This window comes from Dyella sp. CR10, from assembly GCF_055814425.1.
The window spans coordinates 5,010,692-5,029,091 of sequence record NZ_CP185986.1; the positions used below are offsets into that span (position 1 = coordinate 5,010,692).

Sequence of the window (18,400 nt, forward strand, 5' to 3'; positions counted from 1 at the left end):
GTCGCGACCTCAGGTTTTCGGACGGCCAAAGCGCTGCCGGCCCGGGCGCGCTGCTATAGTGGATCGGCTACACGCGGCAGCGCCGCTTTGCCCACACGGCCGACCCAGGCTGTCTCTCCCATCCAGCCCATCGCGAGTTCCTGCAGTGTCCCACTTTGCATCCGTTGAAATGACCCCGGGCGATCCGATCCTGGGACTTACCGAGGCCTATCTGGCCGATCCACGCCCCGGCAAGGTCAATCTTGGCGTGGGCATCTATTACGACGAGCAGGGACGCATTCCGCTGCTGCGCGCCGTGCACGAAGTGGAGCTGCGCCTCGCGCAAGAAGCGAAACCGCGCGGCTACCTGCCGATCGACGGCCTGCCGGCCTACACCCAGGCCACCCAGAAGCTGGTATTCGGCGCCGAGTCGCCGCTGCTGGCCGCCGGTCGCGCAGCGACCTCGCAGACCATCGGCGGTAGCGGCGCGCTGCGCGTGGGCGCGGATGTGCTGAAAAAGGCCCTGCCCAAGGCGAAGATCGCCATCAGCAATCCGAGCTGGGAAAACCATCGCGTGGTGTTCCTCGCGGCCGGCTTCGAGGTGGTGGAGTACACCTACTACGACGCGCAGACCCACGGGCTGGATTTCGCCGGCATGCTGGCGGACCTCGGCAAGCTGGAGCCGGGCACCGTGGTGCTGCTGCACGCGTGCTGCCACAACCCGACCGGCGTGGATCTCGATGCCTCGCAGTGGCAGCAGGTGGTGGACCTGGTGAAGGAGCGCAACTTGCTGCCCTTCATCGACATGGCCTACCAGGGCTTCGACCAGGGCATCGATGCGGATGCCACGGCGGTGCGTCTGTTCGCCGCGTCCGGCATCGCATCGTTCGTGGTGACCAGTTCGTACGCCAAGTCGTTCTCGCTGTACGGCGAGCGCGCCGGCGCGTTGACCTTCGTCGCTGCCGATCGCGACGAGGCGCTGCGCGTGCAGTCGCTGGCCAAGCGCACCATCCGCTCGATCTATTCCAGCCCGTCTACCCATGGCGGTGCGCTGGTGGCCGGCGTGCTCAACAGTCCCGAACTGCGCGCGATGTGGGAGCAGGAGCTGGGCGAGATGCGCGAGCGCATCCACGCGATGCGCGCCGGCATGGTGGAGAAGCTGGCGGCGCACGGCGCACCGCAGTTCGGCTTCATCCAGCGGCAGGCGGGCATGTTCTCCTACTCAGGCCTGAGCAAGGCGCAGGTGGATCGCCTGCGCGAGGAATACGCCATCTACGCGATCGGCACCGGCCGCATCTGCGTGGCGGCGCTCAATCGTTCCAACCTCGATACGGTGGCCGCCGCGGTGGCGGCGGTCAGCAAGAGCTGAGCATCCGGCATCGATACGTGAAAAAGGGCGGCCGCAAGGCCGCCCTTTTTCTTTTCGCCGCCATCGCGGTCAATAGTCGTAACTCACGCTCAGGCGTACGTAGCGCGGCAGCTGGCGCGAGGTTGGCGTGCCGTACAGCGGATTGGCCTTGTTCGGCGAAGATTCGCCGTTCGGGAAGATCGCCAGCACGCGCTGCTCGTTGAGCACATTGAACACATTCGCGCTGAAAGCCAGCTTGCTCGCCGCGAACGCGGGCCGGTAGCTGACGCCCAGGTCGAGCTGGCGGATCCACGGCAGGCGCCCCTGGCTGCCGGGCGGCGAGGGTTCGCCGAAGCAGAAGTGGTAGCTGTTGCCGTAGCCCGCCGGATCGGCCCGCTCCGGACCGTAGTAGCCCAGGCAAGGCTTGGGGGCGCCGGAGATCAGGCTGAGGTTGGCCGAGACCAGCCACTCGGGCGTGACCTGGTAATAGCCGAAGAACTTCAACTGGTGCTTGTGATCGTTGTTCTGCGCGCCGTTGCTGTAGTCCATGATCCACGCGTTGTCCCAATCCTGCGTGGTGGATACCGCGGTCTGACCGGTGCCGCGCGATTCGCGGTACAGATCCGAGCGCAGCTGGCCTTCGGTGTTGCCGTAGCTGCGCGAGAACACATAGGTGAGCTTGCTGTACCAGGTGCCGTCGAACGGATGCTCCAGGAAGGTCTCCAGGCCGTAGTACTTGCGCTTGAGGGTGGAGAAGCCGAATTCCGCATTGCTTAGCGGCACGCTCACGTAGCGGCCGGAGGTATCGACCAGGGTGAACGTGTTGGCCTTGCCCGGGTTGAACAGCCAGCAGCTCACCGGATTGCTGTCGGTGGTGACGTCGTAGCCGAGCGACTTGGCCTTGGCCAGCACGCGGTCGATGTCGCAGTAGTCGTCGATCGCACTGCGCAGGACGCGTTGGGTCAGCTTGGCGCCGTATACCCACTCGGAGCCGGCCGTCTTGGTGAAGCCGAGGATGAATTCGTCCTGGTATTCGGACTTCAGATCCTGCGTGCTCACCGTCTTCGGGTCAGGCAGGATGCCGAATGCGTTGTTCGCCGAGACCGGTTCGGACATCTGCGTCAGTCCGGTCGGCGTGCCGTCGGCGGCGATGCCGCTGTAGGTGAAGTACTGCGAGGTGCTCACGTACGCACCCGCCGCATTGAGCGAAGGGTTCAGCGGCAGGCCGAGGTAATAGCGGCCTGCGTTGGCATATACCTTGAAGCTGGCGTCGCCGTACACGTCCCACGACGCGCCCAGGCGCGGCGCCCATTGCGGCTTGTGCTGAGTGATGTAGGCCTGGCCGTCGGCGTTGTAGTTGCGGAACTGGTCATTGCGCAGGCCGATCGAGAGCAGCCAGCGCTCGCTCACCTGCCACTTGTCCTCGATGTACTGCGCACGCTGGCTGGAGCGCACCGTGGCCAGGCTGTTGGCCACGCTCTTGACCACGTAGTAGCCCTGCGCGCCATTCGGGAAACCGATCGTCGCCGGCACGCCGAGACCTGTGGAAAGCGGCGTGTTCGGGTCGGCCTGATCGTAACTCCAGTAATAGCCGGGGCCGGAGGTACGGGAACCCTGGTTGATCGCCTTGGCCGTCTGGTTGTCGATGCCCGCACTGATCGTGTGGTCGCCCAGTTTGTACGTCAGGTCGATGCGCGTGTTGTTAGTGCGGTTGCCGCGGCCGGGGTCGTACAGCGAGACGATGGTCTGGCGGTTGCCGCGGCCGACGCCGCCGTTGAGCGCGGGATTCTGGTTGGTAACGCCGTCCACGTAGATGAGCGACGGATCGTAGCCGCCCGGCACGTCGTAGTCGGAGGTCTTCATGCGCCCGTACTGCGCGGTGAGCGTGAGCGCATCGGTGAGGTAGCCGGTGTACTTGGCCGTATAGGCATCGCCGCCGCTCTTGATGTTGTCATCGGCGCCGATGCGCGCGCCCTGTGCGCGGTTGACATAGTCGTAGCGATAGACCGTGCCGGAGCTGTCGTACTTGTCGGAGACGCCGGTGACTTCGAGGATGTGGTTGTCGGTGATGTTCCAGTCCAGCTTGGCGTACCAGCGCGGGTCGTTCTGCCGATAGGCGACGTAGGGCTTGCCGGAAAGGAAGCCGCTGACCGGATTGACCGTGTTGCCTTCCTGCCGCTCGTACTCGCCGGCGACGAACAGGAACAGCTTGTCCTTCACCAACGGACCGCCGGCGTAGGCGCTGACCGTGGTGGTCCAGCTGCGGTCGGCGCTGTCCGGCGCGTAGAGACGGCCGGCGACGGGCGTGGCCGGCAGGCCGCTCTCGTAGAATCGGTCGCGCTGGCGCGCGCGGGCGAAGGCCGGCTCCCACAGCACCTGCGTGCCGAAGTGCCACTGATTGGTGCCGCGCTTGCCCACGACGTTGATCACGCCGCCGTCGGAGCGTCCGTACATCGCACTGTAGCCGCCGGTGTAGACCTCCTGCTGATCGATCGCGCCGTAGGGCAGGGTCAGGCCGCCGAAACCGCGCAGCGGATCGGTGGTGGCGAAACCGTTGACGTAGTACGCGTTCTCGCTCGCCGACGAGCCGCCGAAGCTCACCAGCGATTGCCGGGTAGGTCCGGTGAAACTGCCGCCGTTATTCACGACGCCGGGCGCGAGCAGTGCGATCGCTTCGGAACTGCGGCCCAGCGGTACCTTGGCGAGCTGGTCGGCGGTGACGACCGTGCGCGAATCGACGCTGGAGACGTCGATGGCCGGCAGCGCGTTCGCAGTGACGCTGACGCCGCCGAGGTTCTTCGCCGCGGCCGCGCCGACGAAGGACACCTCGGTGCCCGCGCCGACCCTGATGGCGATGCCGTCGCGCGTTTCCACTGCCTGGCCCTGGCGTTGCAGCGTTACCGTATACGTGCCCAGCGGCAGCTGCGCCGCGCTGTAGCGTCCCTTGTCGTCCAGCGGTATGTCGCGGGTCAGGCCGGTACTGCTCCTGATCGAGACGCTGTCGCCCTGGCCTGCCGCCACTTGGCCAAAGATGCTGCCGGTCGTGGCCTGCGCGAACGCGCCGCCTGCCAGGCCCAGGCCGATGGCCAGCGCCAGAAAATGTCTTGCCCCCAAGCTGCGATACGTCATCGATGCATGTCTCCCCGTTCGAGAAGGGCGCGCGCAGGCTTTCCGCGGGCGTGACGCGCCGCGGCAGATCCTGCGGTTCCCGCAAGTGCCTTGGTGTAGAGCTTCAATCCGATGGATGGTCGTCGCGACGCTGCCGGAAGCCGCTGGCGCGGCCGGAAATCGTCGCTTCAAAGCATGGCCGCGCTGTGCTCTCCCGTGATGTTGCGATGCGGCATGCGAGTCCGTTATAGCGAAAATATTTTTGGATGTATAGATGTCCAAACGCTTTGATATGCGCATTCGTGCGATCCGCCCGCATGCGTACGGGCCAGGACGCGATGCACCAAGGCAGTGCGGCCCAGGGGCATGTCGGTATGACCCAAAAGGCATGAGCCAGGGGCGGGGCGGCCTCATCCGGTATCATGGTCGTTTCGTGCGCCCCGGACCGGGGCCGCCAGACCGCCTGGAATCCGATCCTCTCTATGTTTTTCCGCAATCTGACGCTGTTCCGCTTTTCCCCCGCCGTTGCCGAAGACCTCAACCGACTGGACGACGCCCTGGCCGAGCACCGCCTGCGGCCCTGCGGGCCGTTGGAGATGGGTACCAAGGGCTTCGTGCCGCCGGTGGGGCGGGGCGACGAGGCGCCGCTCACCCATGCGGTGAACGCCTGCACCCTCGTCACCGTGGGTGGCGAGGACAAGCTGTTGCCGGCCGCGGTGGTCAATGACGAGCTGCAGCGCAAGGTGCAGAAGATCGCCGAGGAAGAAGGCCGCAAAGTCGGCGGCCGCGAGCGCAAGCGCCTGAAGGAAGACCTGCTCACGGAGCTGCTGCCGCGCGCCTTCGTGCGCAGCTCGCGCCTGTCGGCCTACGTGGACAAGCGCCACGGCTGGCTGGTGCTCGATACCTCCAGCCGCAAGTCCGCCGAGAACGCGCTGACCCAGATGCGCGAGGCGCTGGGCAGCTTCCCCGCCGTGCCGCTGGCGCCGGAGGAAGGCCCGCGCGTGCTGATGACCGACTGGCTGGCCACGGGCAATCTGCCCGCCGGCCTGACCCTCGGCGACGAGTGCGAGCTGCGCGACCCGGCCACCGCCACCGGCGCCATCGCGCGCTGCCGCCGCCAGGAGCTGGACAGCGAAGAGGTGAAGGAACACCTGCGCAACGGCAAGCAGGTGTTCCAGCTCGGTCTGGTATTCGACGATCGCATGAGCTTCGTGCTGGGCGAGGACCTGGTGATCCGCAAGCTCAAGTTCCTGGACGTCGTACTCGACGAACTCGGCGACAGCTACCAGGACTCGGCCGCCGAGATGGACGCCCGCTTCGCCCTGCTGACGCTGGAGCTGGAACGGCTCCTGGGCAAGCTCGAGGAATGGTTCGGCCTGCCGCGGCCGGCCGACGGCTGAGCTCGTTCCTGAACGACCGGTCCTGAACGGCGCCTCGAAACTTTCGAGGTGCCGCCTGCCAGGCGGCGCGGTTGAGCCATCCCGCCGTCGGGCCGGTTTTACCCGGCAGGTCCTGTCTCCCGACGCCTACACGCAAGGCGTCACCCGGCCGTCTTGCATAGCCTGCATGCTCTCCCCACATTGGCGGTCGGACAATGGCGGGCACAGGGACGCCGGAGCAAAGATAGGCCGTAGGCGGGGTAGTACCGATGACGCAGCATCTGGAAGGCGATTGGCTGGAACTCTCGACCACGAGCGGCGGGACCATCCGCGTGCTCAAGTCGGCGCACCCGCGTGCGCGCCGCCTGCGTCTGACCGTCACGCCGAAAGGCGCGCGCGTGTCGTATCCGCATGGCACGCATCCGGCGCAGGTGAGCGCGTTCCTGCGCAGCCACGTCGATTGGCTGGAGAAGAAGCTCGACGAGCTGCACCTGGTCACCAAGCCGCTGCCGCCGCTGCGCCTGGGCTATGCCACCGAATTTCCGTTGCGCGGCGAAACCACCTTGCTGGACTGGGCCGAGGGTCCGTATCCGAAGGTGGAGCCTTACGAGGGCGGCCTCACGCTGGTGATTCCGCGTCCCCACACCCGTGCTTTGCCGGTGGCGCGCGGCCTGCTCGCGTCGTATTTCGAAACGCTGATGCGCCGCGACGTTTCGCGCTGGATGGCCACCTACGTGCCGCAGCTCGGGCTCGCGCCCACCGCGCTGCGCATCCGTCCCATGAAAAGCCTGTGGGGCAGCCTGGACACGCGCGACCGCATCAATCTCGATCTCGCGCTTGCTCTCGCGCCGCCCGCGGCGTTGCGCTATGTGCTCGCGCATGAGCTTTGCCATCTGAGAGTGCGCAGCCATGCGCCGCGCTTCTGGGCACAAGTGGAAAACCTGTTTCCTGAGTGGCGCGAGCAGCGCGACTGGCTGCGACAGAACGGCGCCATGCTGAAGGCCGAACTGGATCGGCTGGTAGCCGACGTAGCGGATTGAAGCCAAGGCCGGAGCGAGCGCCGCGACGCCGGCACTTTCGTATACGGTCAGTAGGTTTCTTTCCCGTACCGCAAATACAGCCAGCCGGTGAGCGCGACCGCGATCACTGAAAAAGACGCGGCTACTGCGAACAAGGGACCATAGCGCCCGCCCGAGACCAGCCAGCCGCCAAGCGGCCCGGCCACGCCCAGCGCGAGATCCGTGAACACCGAGTACGCGCCCAGTGCCGAGCCGCGGTTGCTCAACGTCACGCGCTGCACCGCTTCCACGCCCAGCGCGGGGAAAATCAGCGAGAAACCCAGGCCGGTGAGCGCACCGCCGAACATTGCCATGCCCGAGCTGCCGGCGGCGGCGAGCACGATCAGACCGATGCATTCGACGGTGAACGAGAGCAGCGCCACGCGATAGCCGCCGAAGCGTGAGATCGCTCCGCCCAGCACCAGGCGCACGCCGACGAAGCAGGCGCCGAACACGCTCAATGTCGCGGCCGCGCCGCTCCAGCCCATCGCGGCGTAGTACAGCGTGACGAAGGTGGCCAGCGCGCCGAAGCCCACCGCGCCCAGGGCCAGGCCGATGCCGTACGGAAGCACGCGTCCGAATACGTGATGCATAGGCAGTCGCTCGCCCGGCTCCACTTTCGCGGCCGGTCGGCGCCAGCCCAGCAGCAGGCCCATCAACATCAGGAGCGCGCCCGCGACGCCGATCGCGACGAAGCCGAACGCGCCTGTCAGCTGCACGCCCAGTGGCGCGCCGGCGGCCAGCGCGCCGTATGTCGCCACGCCGTTCCACGAGATCACCTTGGCGGTATGCGCGGGGCCGACGCGCCCGATGCCCCACATGATGCAGCCGGTGCCCACGCAGCTTTCGCCGACGCCGAGCGCCAGACGCCCGAGCAGCAGCAGCGCGAACGACGCCAGCGGCCATGGGCGCAGCAGCGCGGCGACGATCATCAGCACCGCGCTGGCGCCGCAGGCGGCCATGCCGGTCATGGCTGCGCGCTTGGGGCCGGCCGTGTCCGACGTGCGCCCCGCGAAGCCGCGGCTCAGCAGAGTGGCGATGTATTGCGTGCTGATCACCACGCCCGCCAGCACCGCGCCATAGCCCAGATCGCCGTGCACGAACGGCGGCAGCACGGCCAGCTGCAGGCCGATCACCAGGTAGGCCAGGAAGGTGAAACAGACGATCTGGACGATGCGCCAGGTCAGCCGCAGGCCCTGGGGCTCGTCGCGGGAAACAGCGGTATGCATGGGATGTCTTCAGGCGGCCGCGGAAAGGACAGGGCGCGGCGCCGGCCATTGTCGCAGAGCAGCATCGGCGCCGCGACTGAAGAAAATGTCATGTGGCCCCGTGTCCCCGCGGGCCGGAGCGACACCTAGCTGTCGACGGCCGGGAAATCCACGTGGGCAATCCAGTTGCGCGCGCGCCGCGCGAGGCGGTCGCCGATGCTTTCGCCGTCGAGCGAACTGGAACTGCGTTGAAGCAAGGCCGGATCGACGTTCTCGAACGTGTTGACGTTGACGACCGCATAAAGCCGCCCTTCGATACGGCTGGTCACCAATACCGGAACGCCGCAAGTCATGCAGATCTGGAACGCGGCCGTCTCGGTGCCGAAGGCGTAGCGCGACACGCGCGACGGATCGGCTACGCGCACGCGCAGCCGTCCTTCGGGATAGGACGTCCACACGCCGCCGTGGCGCGTGCAGAACGTGCAGGTGCATGCGCGCGCCGGAATCCAGGCGGGATCGGGTTGCCAGTCCAGCGAGAAGGCGATGTTGCCGCAGTGACAGCGTCCTTCGATCAGCATGCGCAATTCCTTGGTCGACGATCAGCCGCCCAGCGGCAGATGCTGCACGGTGAACGCGCCGATGATCCGCGCCGTTTCCTCAGGCTTCTCCAGCACCGGCATGTGATTGCAGCCGTTGAGCGTGGAGGAGCTGATCGCGCTGGCGTGCGCGAGGCCATTGCGCAGGCTGTCCAGGGCGGAGACGTCGATGATCTTGTCGTCGTGGCACCACAGGCCGAGCACCGGCATGGACAGGCGATCCAGGCGGTTCTGCACGGAGAGGTACTGCGAAGGATCGCGCAGCTCGTTGAAGGTGCGGTCGAGGAAGGCCCGGTCGCGCTGGTTCTTCGCGACCAGCACGTCGATGAAGCGGCCGGGGATGTTCGGCATCTTCTGGAAGGCCAGCATCGTGGCGCGCTCGAAGCCGGTGCGATCGTCGTAGGTGAAGGGGTTCCTGCCGGTGAGCGCGTTGCGCGCAAAGTCGTTCTCGTTGGCCTTCAGGCCGAACGCATCGACCAGGGCCAGCGCGGCTACCTTGTCAGGATGGTCGGCCGCATACACGCCAGCGATCGCACCACCCATCGAGTGGCCCACCAGCACGAAGCGCGGCAGGCGCAGCGTGTCGACGAAGCCCTGCAGGCGCGCCGCCTGCGAATCGATGTTGTAGCTGGCGCCGTCCACGCGCGTGGAGTCGCCCCAACCCGGCAGGTCCGGCGCGATCACGTGGAAGTTGGGGGTGAGCAGGCGCAGCTGTTCCAGCCACACGTTGCGGTCGGCGGCGAAGCCGTGCAGCAGCACCAGCGTGGGACCCTGGCCGCCTTCGTAATAGACCCATTTGGTGTCGCCCACCTGTACGGAGTGCTTCTCCACGTGCGCGGCCATCGCCTTGCGGGCGATCTCGGCGCTGAGCAGCCATTGCGGCGCGAACAGGTAGCTGCCGCCCAGGCCGATGGCCAGCACCACCGCCACGATCGCGAGGAACTTCAGGCGGCGGAACAGCAGGCGCTGCCACAGAGGACGCTGACTGGCGGCGGGGGTGGGCTTGGTCATCGGGACGATCCGCGTCGGGGAAACAAAGGCATGTCGGGTCGTGCGGCGCGCCGATCAAGTCCGGCGCGCCGCACGACGGTGGTTACTTCTTCTTCGCCGGCTGCTTGGCCTTGTCGATGATCCGCTGGACGGCGTCCTGGGTCATCGGGTGATAGCCGGCCTTGGCCTTGGCGAAGACCTGCTCGGCGTAGGCGAGGCCTTCCGGCGTCTTCACGAAAGCGCGGTACAGCGGCGTGGTGAGGTACAGGCGGCCGATGCGAGTCATGTGCTCGGCGGCGGCGCTCCACACGTCCTTGTCGCCGCCGGCGATGGCGTGGCTGTACCAGCGCATGCCGATCTCCGCATTGGGGGTACCGGTGAGATGCCAGGCGGCATCGAGCTGCTTGAGCTTGTCCAGCGGCGCGACGTCGGGCATGCCGTCGAGGAAATACATCCATTCCTGCGTATTCCAGCCCTTCGCGTCGAGCTTGTCCGCCGCCAGCGAACCGGCGAGGAAGGCCGCGCGCTCCTTGTCGATAGCGTCGAAGCGCGGCGAAGCGGGCAGCGGCGCATTCTTCGGAATGCCCGGCTGGTAGACCCATGCCTTCACTTCGGCCCAGTCCATCTTGCCCGGGTTCTTATCGAACAGATTGGCCTTCAGGTAATCGAGCATCTGTTCGGTGTCGATGCTCTGGAAAGCGAAGTGCGCGAAATAGCCCTTCAGATAAGCATCGAAGGTGTCGCGGCCGAAGCGCTGCTCCAGCGTGCGCAGGAACCACGAGCCCTTGGTGTAGGCCACGTCGGACAGCGTGTCGTCGGCATCGACGCCGTGCGGCTCCGGCGCCAGCTTCTGCGAGTTCGCAGGCATCTCGCCGATGTGCTTCTGCAGGTCGCGTGCCGACAGCAGCGCTTCCTCATCGGCGAGCACCTTGCCGTACACCGCTTCGGTGATGCGGCCCTGCACGTAGGTAGTGAAGCCTTCGTTGAGCCAGATATCGCGCCACGCGGCGCTGGTCACCAGGTTGCCCGACCACGAATGCGCCAGCTCATGCGACACCAGCGATACCAGGCTCTTGTCGCCCACCAGCACGGTCGGCGTGGCGAAGGTCATGTTGGGGTTTTCCATGCCGCCGAAAGGAAACGACGGCGGCAGCACCAGCAAGTCGTAGCGGCCCCACGCGTACGGACCATAGAGCTTCTCGGTGGCCTGAATCAGCTTCTCGGTGTCCTCGAATTCCTTGGCCGCCTTGCCGACCACGCTGGGCTCGGCGTACACGGCCGAGCGCGGGCCGGTCTCCTTCACCGCGATGTCGCCGGCCGCGATGGCCAGCAGGTACGAGGGAATCGGGTGCGGCTGGTCGAAGCGGAAATCGCCGTCCAGCGCATGCTTGGCGTCATTGAGTGCGCTCATGGTCACGCGCACGTCCTTCGGCGCGGCGACGTGGGCACTGTAGGTGAAGCGGATCGCCGGCGAATCCTGCAGCGGCACCCACGAACGCGCATGGATCGACTCGGACTGCGAGAACATGAAAGGCAGCTTCTTGTCCGCCGTCTGCTCCGGCGTGAGCCACTGCAGGCCCGATGCGGTGGGTGCGGTGGTGTAGGCGATGCGCACCTGCGCCGGATGCTGCGGCGCCTGGATGGTGAGCTTGCTGCCCAGCTGCTTGTCGGCCGGCGCCAGCGCGTACTTCAACGCGGTGCTCTTGCCGGCGGCATCCAGCGCTTCGACCTTGGCGATCTTCAGGTCGCGCGTATCCAGCACCAGCGCCTGCGCCTTCGGGTCCTTCCAGTCCAGCTTCAGCGTGGCCTGGCCGTCGAGCTGCTTGTGCGGGAAGTCGATCTTCAAATCCAGATCCAGATGCGTGACGCGTACCTGGTCCGGCTGGGCGTAGGAATGGGGATCGGCGGCGTAGGCGGCCAGCGGCAGGGCGAAGGCGCCGATGGCGAAGGCGCAGAGGAGGCGCATGGGAAGCTCCGGTGAACGGGAGCGCCGAGTATGCCATCGGGCCGGAACGCTGGCCCGTGGCGGGGGTCATTGCCGCCGGGGCGCATTACCGCGGGGCGTGCGGGTCGACCGTGTAGGGGAACATCTGGGCCAGATGACCGGGCTGCGCCTGCACGCGCGCGACCCAGGCGCGGAAATGCGGATACGGCTCCAGCGCGAAGCCGGCTTCGTCGGCGCGGCTGGCATAGGCGAAGAGCGCGATGTCCGCGATGCCGTAGCGGTCGCCCGCGATGAATGCCCGTGTGGCCAGCTCCGCCTCCAGCGTCGACAGCGCGCGCAACCCTGCCTCGCGCTTGAGTTCCACCAGTGCCGACGCGCGTTTTGCCAACTGCCCGGTCAAGGTCCAGTAGCGCAGCGAACCGATCACCGACTCCACCCGCTCCTGTTCGAAGTTCAGCCATTGCAGCACCTTGGCGCGGCCGTAGGCATCGCCGGGCAGGTACGGCGTGCCCTCGGCGAGATAGGCGAGGATCGCGTTGGATTCGGCCAGCGTTCGTCCATCGTCCAGGGCAAGCGCGGGCACCGTGCCGGTGGGATTGATGCGCAGGTATTCGGGCCGCCGGCCTTCGCCTTCGAAAATGCTGACCGGGACGGTGCGATAAGGCAGGTCCAGATGGTGCAGCAACTGACGCACTTTCCAGCCGTTCTGCGAAGGCAGGTAGTCGTAGAGGGTGAACATCGAAACGGATTCCTTCAAAGCGCTGATGGCACGCAATATCGCGCGAACTCTCTGCGGTGCGCCCTCCGGTTCTTGCGATGGCGACGGCCGCCGTCAACCGATGCGCTGTTCGCGCGTCATCAGCGTTTGCCCACCCAGGGGTGACGAACGACCGGTCGCGCTCTCATGTCCCGACGCTCCCGCCGCCACGGCTTTCTGCTGCTGATCCTGCAACTGGCCATCGTCGGTGCCATCGCGATGCTTGCCGGTGGCCTGCATGCCGAAGATCCGGCCTCCGGTTATGCCGGCGCGTGGCGCCTTGACGACCGCAACAGCGACGGCGCCGATGCCATGCGCAAGCGTCTGCAGGAGGCCGGCCGTGGCGCAGTACCGGCGCCCGCTTCGTCGGCGCCTGCTCCCGCGCAGTCCACCGATAGCACGCACGGCGGGCCGGGTGGCCATCGCGGTGGCGGCATGGGTCGCATGGGCAGTGGCGGCATGGCCGGCGGCGGCATGCGTGGCGGCCACGGCGGCAAGGGCCAGCGCGGCGGCGATGCGAGCAAGAGCGACGACAAGGCCGAGGATTTCCGCGGCGACTATCCGTTGCCGCCCACGCTGGAACATGACAGCGTCCTGCTGGTGCAGCAGGACGCTCAGTCGATCCAGGTACGCTTCGCCAACGGCCAGAGCATGGACGTGGTGCTCGATGGTCAGCGCCGCCAGTCACTGGCCGGCACCGCCATGGTCAGCGGCCGCCGCGGCAGCGACGGCGTTCACCTATCCATTCAATACGCCGACGGCGCGCAGCTGGACGAACGCTGGGTGCTCGCGCCGGACGGCAAGCAACTCACCGTGCTGGGCGACTGGAAACTGCCGTCGCTGGCGCAGGCGGTGAGTTTCAGGCGCAGCTATGTGGGCTTGCCCTGAGTCATCCGGGTCTCAGGCCGCATACCGATCCGCCAGCCGATCCGTCGCCGTGACCAGCACATCCACGATCGCCGGTTCGTCTGCCGCGTGCCCCGCCGTCACCACGTGGAAATCCGCCTCCGGCCATGCGGCGGCGAGGTCATAGGCGTTTTTCACCGGGCAGATCAGGTCGTAGCGGCCATGCACGATGGTGGCGGGGATGCGGCGGATTTTCTCCACGTCGCGCAGCAGCTGGTCCGGTTCGAGGAAAGCGCCGTGGCGGAAGTAGTGCACTTCGGCGCGCGCCTTGCTGATGGCCGATTCCTGCGTGCCGGCGTCGGCCGGATCGTATGGCGTGTCCGCCAGCGCGATGCAGCTGCTTTCCCAGGCGTCCCACGCCAGTGCGGCGGCGAGGCGCACCTGCGGATCGGCATCGTCGAGGCGACGCCAGTAGGCTTCCACCATGTCGCCGCGCTCGGGCTCGGGAATGTGCGCGAGATAGCGGTTCCATTCGGCCGGGCGAATGTAAGACGCGCCGCCGCCGAGTTCGTTGAACCAGCGCAGCTCCTCGTCGCGGACCAGCCAGATGCCGCGCAGCACCAGGCCCAGCGCGCGCTCCGGGTGGGCCTGCGCATAGGCCAGCGCCAGCGTCGAGCCCCACGATCCGCCGAACACTACCCAGCGCTCGATGCCCAGCGCTTCGCGAATGGTTTCGATGTCCTGCACGAGATGCCAGGTCGTGTTGTCGCGCAGTTCGGCGAATGGCGTGGAGCGGCCGGCACCGCGCTGGTCGAACAGCACGATGCGATAGCGCTTCGGATCGAAGAAGCGGCGGTGGTACGGCGACACGCCCGCACCCGGTCCGCCATGCAGGAAGATCACCGGCAGCCCATCGGGGTTGCCGCACTCTTCCACATGCAGGTTATGCAGCGCATCGACCTGGATGCGCTGGGTCTTGTACGGCTCGATCTCGGGATACAGCTCGCGCATGCGATGGACTCCTCGGCAAGGGCGCGAGCATAACCCGCAAGGCGAGCGCTCAGCCCAGCGCGGCGACCGCCGCGTTGCGCATGGCCTGCGTGACCGGGCGATTGGCGTGCGAGGTCTGCAAGACCACCAGCGTGGTGGTGTTGATGCTCGAATGGATTTTCAGCAGGCGGTCCAGCACGTTTTCCAGGTGCGGCACGGACATCGCCACCACGCGCAGCAGGGCGGAGTCCTCGCCGGCCAGGCGACGGCAATCCAGCACTTCGGGGATGCCTGCGACCAGCGCGCCCACGCGCGCGCAGGTGCCGCCATCGCAGCGCAGGCGGATCATCGCCTCGATGTCGTAGCCCAGGCGGCGCGGGTCGACCTGGGCACGGTAGCCGGTGATCACGCCGGCCTCTTCCAGGCGCTTGACCCGCTCGGCGACGGCCGGCGCGGACAGTCGCACCTTGCGGCCGAGCTCGGCGTAGCCCAGGCGGGCGTCTTCCTGGAGGGCCTCCAGGATCTGCCAATCCTTGGTGTCCCAGGAGGGTTTCGATTCGAAGGTGAGAGCGTTCATTGGATGATTCGATCGTTGGCGAAACATGCCTATCGTACGCTGATTCATCATTCCGGGGCGGAATGGTCCGATCTACGATTTCCACCTGTTTCCTCCCAGGAATCTCCCCCATGAGCTCCCCGGAACGTCTCGACGGGCGTGCCCTCGCCTATATCGGCATCGCCCTGCTCACCTGGTCCTCGGCCTACGCCGCGATCGCTCATGCACTGGGCTCGTTCACCCCGGGCGAAGTGGCGTTTGCGCGTCTGGCCATCGGCTCGCTGTGCTTCGCTCTGCTGCTGCTGTTCAAGCGTGTGCCGCTGCCGGCGCGCAAGGACTGGCCGCAGCTGGCGGTGCTCGGCGTGATCGGCCTGACCGGCTATCACCTGTGCCTCAACGTGGCCGAGACCCGAGTCGCCAGCGGTACCGCGGCGATCATCATCTCGCTGGTGCCGGCCGCTACCGCGGCACTGTCCGCGATCTGGCTGCGCGAGCGTCTGTCGGTGCGCACCCTGACCGGGCTGGGCATCGCATTGTTCGGCGTGGTGATGGTGGTGCTGGCCAGCGGCAAGGGCGTGAAGTTCGAACCGATGGCCGCGCTGGTGCTGGTCAGCGTGCTGTGTTCGGCGGTGTTCTTCGTTGGCCAGAAGCCGCTGTTCGCGCGCAACAGCCTGCTCGGTGTCACGGGCTTCACCTTCTTCGCCGGCACACTCGGCGCGCTGCCGTTCGGCCTTGGGCTGCCGCAGGCGCTGATGCATGCATCGGCAGGCACCATCGGCTCGCTGCTGTGGCTGGGCATCGCGCCCACCTTCATCGGCTACATCGCGTGGAACGCCGCGCTGCAGCGCGCCTCCGCCTCGCAGGTGAGCAGCTTCATCTACTTCTCGCCGCCGATCGCGGTGCTGATCGGCTGGGTGTGGCTGGGCGAACGGCCGACGCTGTTGACGGTGGTGGGCGGTGCGATCACCGTGGGCGGTGTGATCCTGGCCAACGCGCGCAGGCGTCCGGCCGACAAGGTGACTTCCGCGGCGATGGCGACGGCGGCGGTCAAGCAAAGCTGATGAGGCAACGATGTCGCTGATCGCATTGACCGACACGGCCGGTGCCCTGCCGCAGGCGTGGACATCGCAGGTGCTGGCCCGCTTCGGCGGCGCCAACCTGAAGGTGCTGCGCATGGACGCGTCCGCGTATCCGGACGAATGCCACGACTATCCGGAAGGCCTGCTGGTGGTGGAAGGCGAGATGCTGCTGGAGATCGATGGCGCGATCGTGCGCGTCGGCGCAGGCGAGCTGTACGTGGTGCCTGCCGGCGTGCCGCATGCGGTGGCGGCGGGGAGCCGCGGGACGTTGGTGATTCTCGATACCTGATGTGAGATCAGGCGTGCCTTGCACGAGTCTTCAGGCCACCCGGCGCGTGTCGACGGGCGTGATGCAGACCTCCATCCGATAACCGAGCCGCGCCAAGGCTTCTTCGACTTGTTCCAGCTTGGATTTATGAGCAAGGCTCAGCAGGCGGTCGACCTGCGGCGCGTGCACGCCGAGCAGGCGGGCCAGTTCGGATTTGCGCATGCCTTTGGCGCGCATGGCTTCATACAGACCGATCTTTGCGACATCGAGCGCCGGCAAGGCTACCCAGTGCTCGCCTCTCTTTTTCATGGAAGGCTCCGGAATCGATCGACGGTCGTCGATGCAGCCTTGCAACGCGAGCGCCAGCGCGTCGATCGATTCGCGCAACGCCTCCGCCGGCGTCTCGCCGACGCTGTTGAATGTCGGCAGATCGCGGCAGGTGGCTGTATAGGCACCATCGGCAACGGTGAGTTTGATGGCGTACTGCATGGCTGGCTCCTGGGCATGCGCTCCGGCGGAATCAAAGGCCGAGGTCCTTCATGATCTTTCTTCGCAATGGCTCCGGCATCTCCTTGGAGCCGTGGCTGGGAACGACGGACGTTCTGCCGCGATGCCGCGCAAACAGGTGGCTTCCCCGTTGACGCTCGAACGTCACGCCCTTGGCCCTGAGCCAGCGGATGAACTCGCTGTACTTCATCGGCGTTCCCGCCATATCAACTAAGTTACAACATTTTTGTTGTATTCACCCGAGCGAAAAATCAGGCCAGGCCGCCGAGGTGAATCGGGTGACCCCGAGCGCTATGCAGGGAAGGGACTACGGCACGTCATTGCATGACTGCCAATCGATGCCGGGCCGGCTTACCCTTGGGGCCTGCACTCACGCCGCACGGGAGAGGCTCGGCATGTACACCCTCTACATCGCCAACAAGAACTACTCGTCCTGGTCCATGCGGACGTGGGTGCTGCTGCATGAGTTGGGCGTGCCCTTCGAGGAAGTGCTGGTGCGCTTCGAGGGCAACCACAACTGGGCGAACTTCCGTCGCTTCGCGCCCAATGGCAAAGTGCCGTGCCTGCACGACGGCGACACGGTGGTGTGGGATTCGCTGGGCATCGTCGAATACCTCGCCGAACGGCATCCCGGCGTGTGGCCCGATGATGCCGCCGCTCGCGCCTGGGCACGCTGCGCGGCGGCGGAGATGCACGCGGGCTTCGGCGCGTTGCGCGAGTACGCTTCGATGAGTTGCGGCATTCGCGTGCGCCTGTTCCACCAGCCGGAAGCGTTGAAGACGGATCTGGCGCGCCTGGACGAACTGTGGACGGAAGGCCTGGAGCGCTTCGGCGGTCCATTCCTGGCGGGTGCGCGCTTCACCGCCGTGGATGCGTTCTATGCGCCGGTGGCATACCGGATCCAGACCTACGGCCTGACCGTGCGACCCACCTGCGCCGCGTATGCGCAGCGATTGCGCGAACTACCTTCCTGCCAGCGCTGGTATGCCGAAGCGCTGCGCGAGCCTTGGCGCGATACCGATCACGAGGATCACACCCACCTCGCCGGCGAGTGGCTGGAAGACATGCGCGTGCCCGCCTGAGATCGGATGACTCGACGGCGATGCGCGCCGGTTGTCGCAAAGCGTCAGGCCAATTGCGTGGCTGTCTGCAGCGCGCGGCGCGCCTGCCAGCGCGCCAATCCCATTAGTACCAGCGCCACCGCGATGAAGAACAGCAGCACCAGCAACGCATCGCCCACGACGGCGGCATAACCGAGCGCCTTCACGTCCAGGAACGGGTAGGGGTACCAGCCGTTCATCGCGCCGCGCGTCAGCGCATAGGCGAAATACGCCGCGGGGTAGCCCAGCCATGCCGGAATCTGCCGCCATTGCAGCATCGCCTTCGGCACCGCGAACCACCAGTAGAGCAGGAACGCCACCGGCATCACGTCGTGCAGCGCCACATCGGCGAACAGCTGCCAACCCTGCGGATGCCACAGCTGGCGCAGCATGACGTTGTAGATCACACCGACGACCACGATGCTCATCGCAGCCGCCGTGCAGGTGCCGGGCCGATGAAAGAAACGCGTGATGCGACCGCGCGGTCCGACGGCGCCGGCAGTAAGCGCCAGCGCCACCAGAATATTGGTGAGGATGGTGTAGAAGCCGAGATAGATCCACACGCCCGCCAGCGCCCCATCTCCTTTCGCCTGCGCCAGTTCGATCGACTGCAGCAGCTGCAATACGAGCGCGAACCAGCCGAAAGCGGCGGCTGCGGTGGCGAACAGGCGAAAGCGTGCAGGCAT

At 66.6% G+C, this 18,400-nt stretch carries 18 protein-coding genes; 7 read left to right on the top strand and 11 right to left on the bottom strand.

Annotated features, from left to right (window positions below; genetic code table 11):
* The first annotated feature begins 145 nt into the window (after positions 1–145).
* Positions 146–1,348: an amino acid aminotransferase gene (locus ACNR9O_RS22430; protein WP_473700685.1), complete on the top strand. Its 1,203-nt coding sequence runs from the start codon at positions 146–148 to the stop codon at positions 1,346–1,348.
* A gap of 69 nt (positions 1,349–1,417) precedes the next feature.
* Here ACNR9O_RS22430 and ACNR9O_RS22435 read toward each other — a convergent pair whose 3' ends face one another.
* Positions 1,418–4,456, bottom strand: a complete 3,039-nt coding sequence (locus tag ACNR9O_RS22435) for a TonB-dependent receptor (RefSeq protein WP_473684551.1) — start codon at positions 4,454–4,456, stop codon at positions 1,418–1,420.
* Positions 4,457–4,917: 461 nt separating this feature from the next.
* On the opposite strand from ACNR9O_RS22435, the gene ACNR9O_RS22440 reads away from it, so the two are divergent.
* On the top strand, positions 4,918–5,835 hold the full coding sequence (locus tag ACNR9O_RS22440) for a recombination-associated protein RdgC (protein WP_473684549.1): 918 nt from the start codon (positions 4,918–4,920) through the stop codon (positions 5,833–5,835).
* A gap of 248 nt (positions 5,836–6,083) precedes the next feature.
* A complete protein-coding gene (locus tag ACNR9O_RS22445; RefSeq protein ID WP_473684547.1) occupies positions 6,084–6,854 on the top strand; it encodes a M48 family metallopeptidase in 771 nt (256 codons plus the stop codon).
* Positions 6,855–6,901: 47 nt separating this feature from the next.
* Here ACNR9O_RS22445 and ACNR9O_RS22450 read toward each other — a convergent pair whose 3' ends face one another.
* From ACNR9O_RS22450 to ACNR9O_RS22470, 5 genes are all read right to left on the bottom strand, one after another.
* Positions 6,902–8,101: an MFS transporter gene (locus tag ACNR9O_RS22450; protein ID WP_473684545.1), complete on the bottom strand. Its 1,200-nt coding sequence runs from the start codon at positions 8,099–8,101 to the stop codon at positions 6,902–6,904.
* Between the two features lie 125 nt (positions 8,102–8,226).
* Positions 8,227–8,658 carry a GFA family protein gene (locus ACNR9O_RS22455; protein WP_473684543.1) on the bottom strand — a complete coding sequence of 144 codons (432 nt, stop codon included), beginning with the start codon at positions 8,656–8,658 and terminating at the stop codon, positions 8,227–8,229.
* A 21-nt stretch (positions 8,659–8,679) separates the two neighbouring features.
* A complete protein-coding gene (locus ACNR9O_RS22460) occupies positions 8,680–9,687 on the bottom strand; it encodes an alpha/beta fold hydrolase (RefSeq protein ID WP_473684541.1) in 1,008 nt (335 codons plus the stop codon).
* Positions 9,688–9,769: 82 nt separating this feature from the next.
* Positions 9,770–11,632 carry a M1 family metallopeptidase gene (locus ACNR9O_RS22465; RefSeq protein WP_473684539.1) on the bottom strand — a complete coding sequence of 621 codons (1,863 nt, stop codon included), beginning with the start codon at positions 11,630–11,632 and terminating at the stop codon, positions 9,770–9,772.
* A gap of 85 nt (positions 11,633–11,717) precedes the next feature.
* Entirely contained in the window at positions 11,718–12,350 is a 633-nt protein-coding gene (locus ACNR9O_RS22470) for a glutathione S-transferase family protein (protein WP_473684537.1), read from the bottom strand.
* A gap of 165 nt (positions 12,351–12,515) precedes the next feature.
* Between ACNR9O_RS22470 and ACNR9O_RS22475 the strand changes: the two genes are divergently transcribed.
* Positions 12,516–13,256, top strand: coding sequence for a hypothetical protein (locus ACNR9O_RS22475; protein WP_473684535.1), 741 nt, complete (start codon positions 12,516–12,518; stop codon positions 13,254–13,256).
* A 12-nt stretch (positions 13,257–13,268) separates the two neighbouring features.
* Here ACNR9O_RS22475 and pip read toward each other — a convergent pair whose 3' ends face one another.
* A complete protein-coding gene (gene pip / locus ACNR9O_RS22480; protein WP_473684533.1) occupies positions 13,269–14,225 on the bottom strand; it encodes a prolyl aminopeptidase in 957 nt (318 codons plus the stop codon).
* Between the two features lie 49 nt (positions 14,226–14,274).
* Positions 14,275–14,781, bottom strand: a complete 507-nt coding sequence (locus ACNR9O_RS22485; RefSeq protein WP_473684531.1) for an Lrp/AsnC family transcriptional regulator — start codon at positions 14,779–14,781, stop codon at positions 14,275–14,277.
* A 110-nt stretch (positions 14,782–14,891) separates the two neighbouring features.
* Here ACNR9O_RS22485 and ACNR9O_RS22490 point away from each other — a divergent pair, with 110 nt between their 5' ends.
* Both ACNR9O_RS22490 and ACNR9O_RS22495 read left to right on the top strand, forming a co-directional pair.
* A complete protein-coding gene (locus tag ACNR9O_RS22490; RefSeq protein ID WP_473684529.1) occupies positions 14,892–15,821 on the top strand; it encodes a DMT family transporter in 930 nt (309 codons plus the stop codon).
* Between the two features lie 10 nt (positions 15,822–15,831).
* On the top strand, positions 15,832–16,128 hold the full coding sequence (locus ACNR9O_RS22495; protein WP_473684527.1) for a cupin domain-containing protein: 297 nt from the start codon (positions 15,832–15,834) through the stop codon (positions 16,126–16,128).
* A gap of 30 nt (positions 16,129–16,158) precedes the next feature.
* Here the strand turns inward: ACNR9O_RS22495 and ACNR9O_RS22500 are convergent, their stop codons facing one another.
* A complete protein-coding gene (locus ACNR9O_RS22500; RefSeq protein ID WP_473684525.1) occupies positions 16,159–16,596 on the bottom strand; it encodes a type II toxin-antitoxin system HicB family antitoxin in 438 nt (145 codons plus the stop codon).
* A 31-nt stretch (positions 16,597–16,627) separates the two neighbouring features.
* Positions 16,628–16,804, bottom strand: coding sequence for a type II toxin-antitoxin system HicA family toxin (locus tag ACNR9O_RS22505; protein ID WP_473684523.1), 177 nt, complete (start codon positions 16,802–16,804; stop codon positions 16,628–16,630).
* 205 nt (positions 16,805–17,009) lie between these two features.
* On the opposite strand from ACNR9O_RS22505, the gene ACNR9O_RS22510 reads away from it, so the two are divergent.
* On the top strand, positions 17,010–17,696 hold the full coding sequence (locus ACNR9O_RS22510; protein ID WP_473684521.1) for a glutathione S-transferase family protein: 687 nt from the start codon (positions 17,010–17,012) through the stop codon (positions 17,694–17,696).
* A gap of 44 nt (positions 17,697–17,740) precedes the next feature.
* Here the strand turns inward: ACNR9O_RS22510 and ACNR9O_RS22515 are convergent, their stop codons facing one another.
* Positions 17,741–18,400 (bottom strand): Pr6Pr family membrane protein, encoded by a 660-nt coding sequence (locus ACNR9O_RS22515; RefSeq protein ID WP_473684519.1) that lies wholly within the window; start codon positions 18,398–18,400, stop codon positions 17,741–17,743.

Bases quoted from the DNA above. Each gene is read 5' to 3' on its own strand.
- ACNR9O_RS22440 (WP_473684549.1), top strand. From the start codon at position 4,918: ATGTTTTTCCGCAATCTGACGCTGTTCCGCTTTTCCCCCGCCGTTGCC.
- ACNR9O_RS22500 (WP_473684525.1), bottom strand. From the start codon at position 16,596: ATGCAGTACGCCATCAAACTCACCGTTGCCGATGGTGCCTATACAGCC.
- ACNR9O_RS22470 (WP_473684537.1), bottom strand. From the start codon at position 12,350: ATGTTCACCCTCTACGACTACCTGCCTTCGCAGAACGGCTGGAAAGTG.
- pip (WP_473684533.1), bottom strand. From the start codon at position 14,225: ATGCGCGAGCTGTATCCCGAGATCGAGCCGTACAAGACCCAGCGCATC.
- ACNR9O_RS22475 (WP_473684535.1), top strand. From the start codon at position 12,516: ATGTCCCGACGCTCCCGCCGCCACGGCTTTCTGCTGCTGATCCTGCAA.
- ACNR9O_RS22490 (WP_473684529.1), top strand. From the start codon at position 14,892: ATGAGCTCCCCGGAACGTCTCGACGGGCGTGCCCTCGCCTATATCGGC.
- ACNR9O_RS22495 (WP_473684527.1), top strand. From the start codon at position 15,832: ATGTCGCTGATCGCATTGACCGACACGGCCGGTGCCCTGCCGCAGGCG.
- ACNR9O_RS22465 (WP_473684539.1), bottom strand. From the start codon at position 11,632: ATGCGCCTCCTCTGCGCCTTCGCCATCGGCGCCTTCGCCCTGCCGCTG.
- ACNR9O_RS22445 (WP_473684547.1), top strand. From the start codon at position 6,084: ATGACGCAGCATCTGGAAGGCGATTGGCTGGAACTCTCGACCACGAGC.
- ACNR9O_RS22485 (WP_473684531.1), bottom strand. From the start codon at position 14,781: ATGAACGCTCTCACCTTCGAATCGAAACCCTCCTGGGACACCAAGGAT.
- ACNR9O_RS22510 (WP_473684521.1), top strand. From the start codon at position 17,010: ATGTACACCCTCTACATCGCCAACAAGAACTACTCGTCCTGGTCCATG.
- ACNR9O_RS22435 (WP_473684551.1), bottom strand. From the start codon at position 4,456: ATGACGTATCGCAGCTTGGGGGCAAGACATTTTCTGGCGCTGGCCATC.
- ACNR9O_RS22450 (WP_473684545.1), bottom strand. From the start codon at position 8,101: ATGCATACCGCTGTTTCCCGCGACGAGCCCCAGGGCCTGCGGCTGACC.
- ACNR9O_RS22505 (WP_473684523.1), bottom strand. From the start codon at position 16,804: ATGAAGTACAGCGAGTTCATCCGCTGGCTCAGGGCCAAGGGCGTGACG.
- ACNR9O_RS22515 (WP_473684519.1), bottom strand. From the start codon at position 18,400: ATGCCTGCACGCTTTCGCCTGTTCGCCACCGCAGCCGCCGCTTTCGGC.
- ACNR9O_RS22460 (WP_473684541.1), bottom strand. From the start codon at position 9,687: ATGACCAAGCCCACCCCCGCCGCCAGTCAGCGTCCTCTGTGGCAGCGC.
- ACNR9O_RS22455 (WP_473684543.1), bottom strand. From the start codon at position 8,658: ATGCTGATCGAAGGACGCTGTCACTGCGGCAACATCGCCTTCTCGCTG.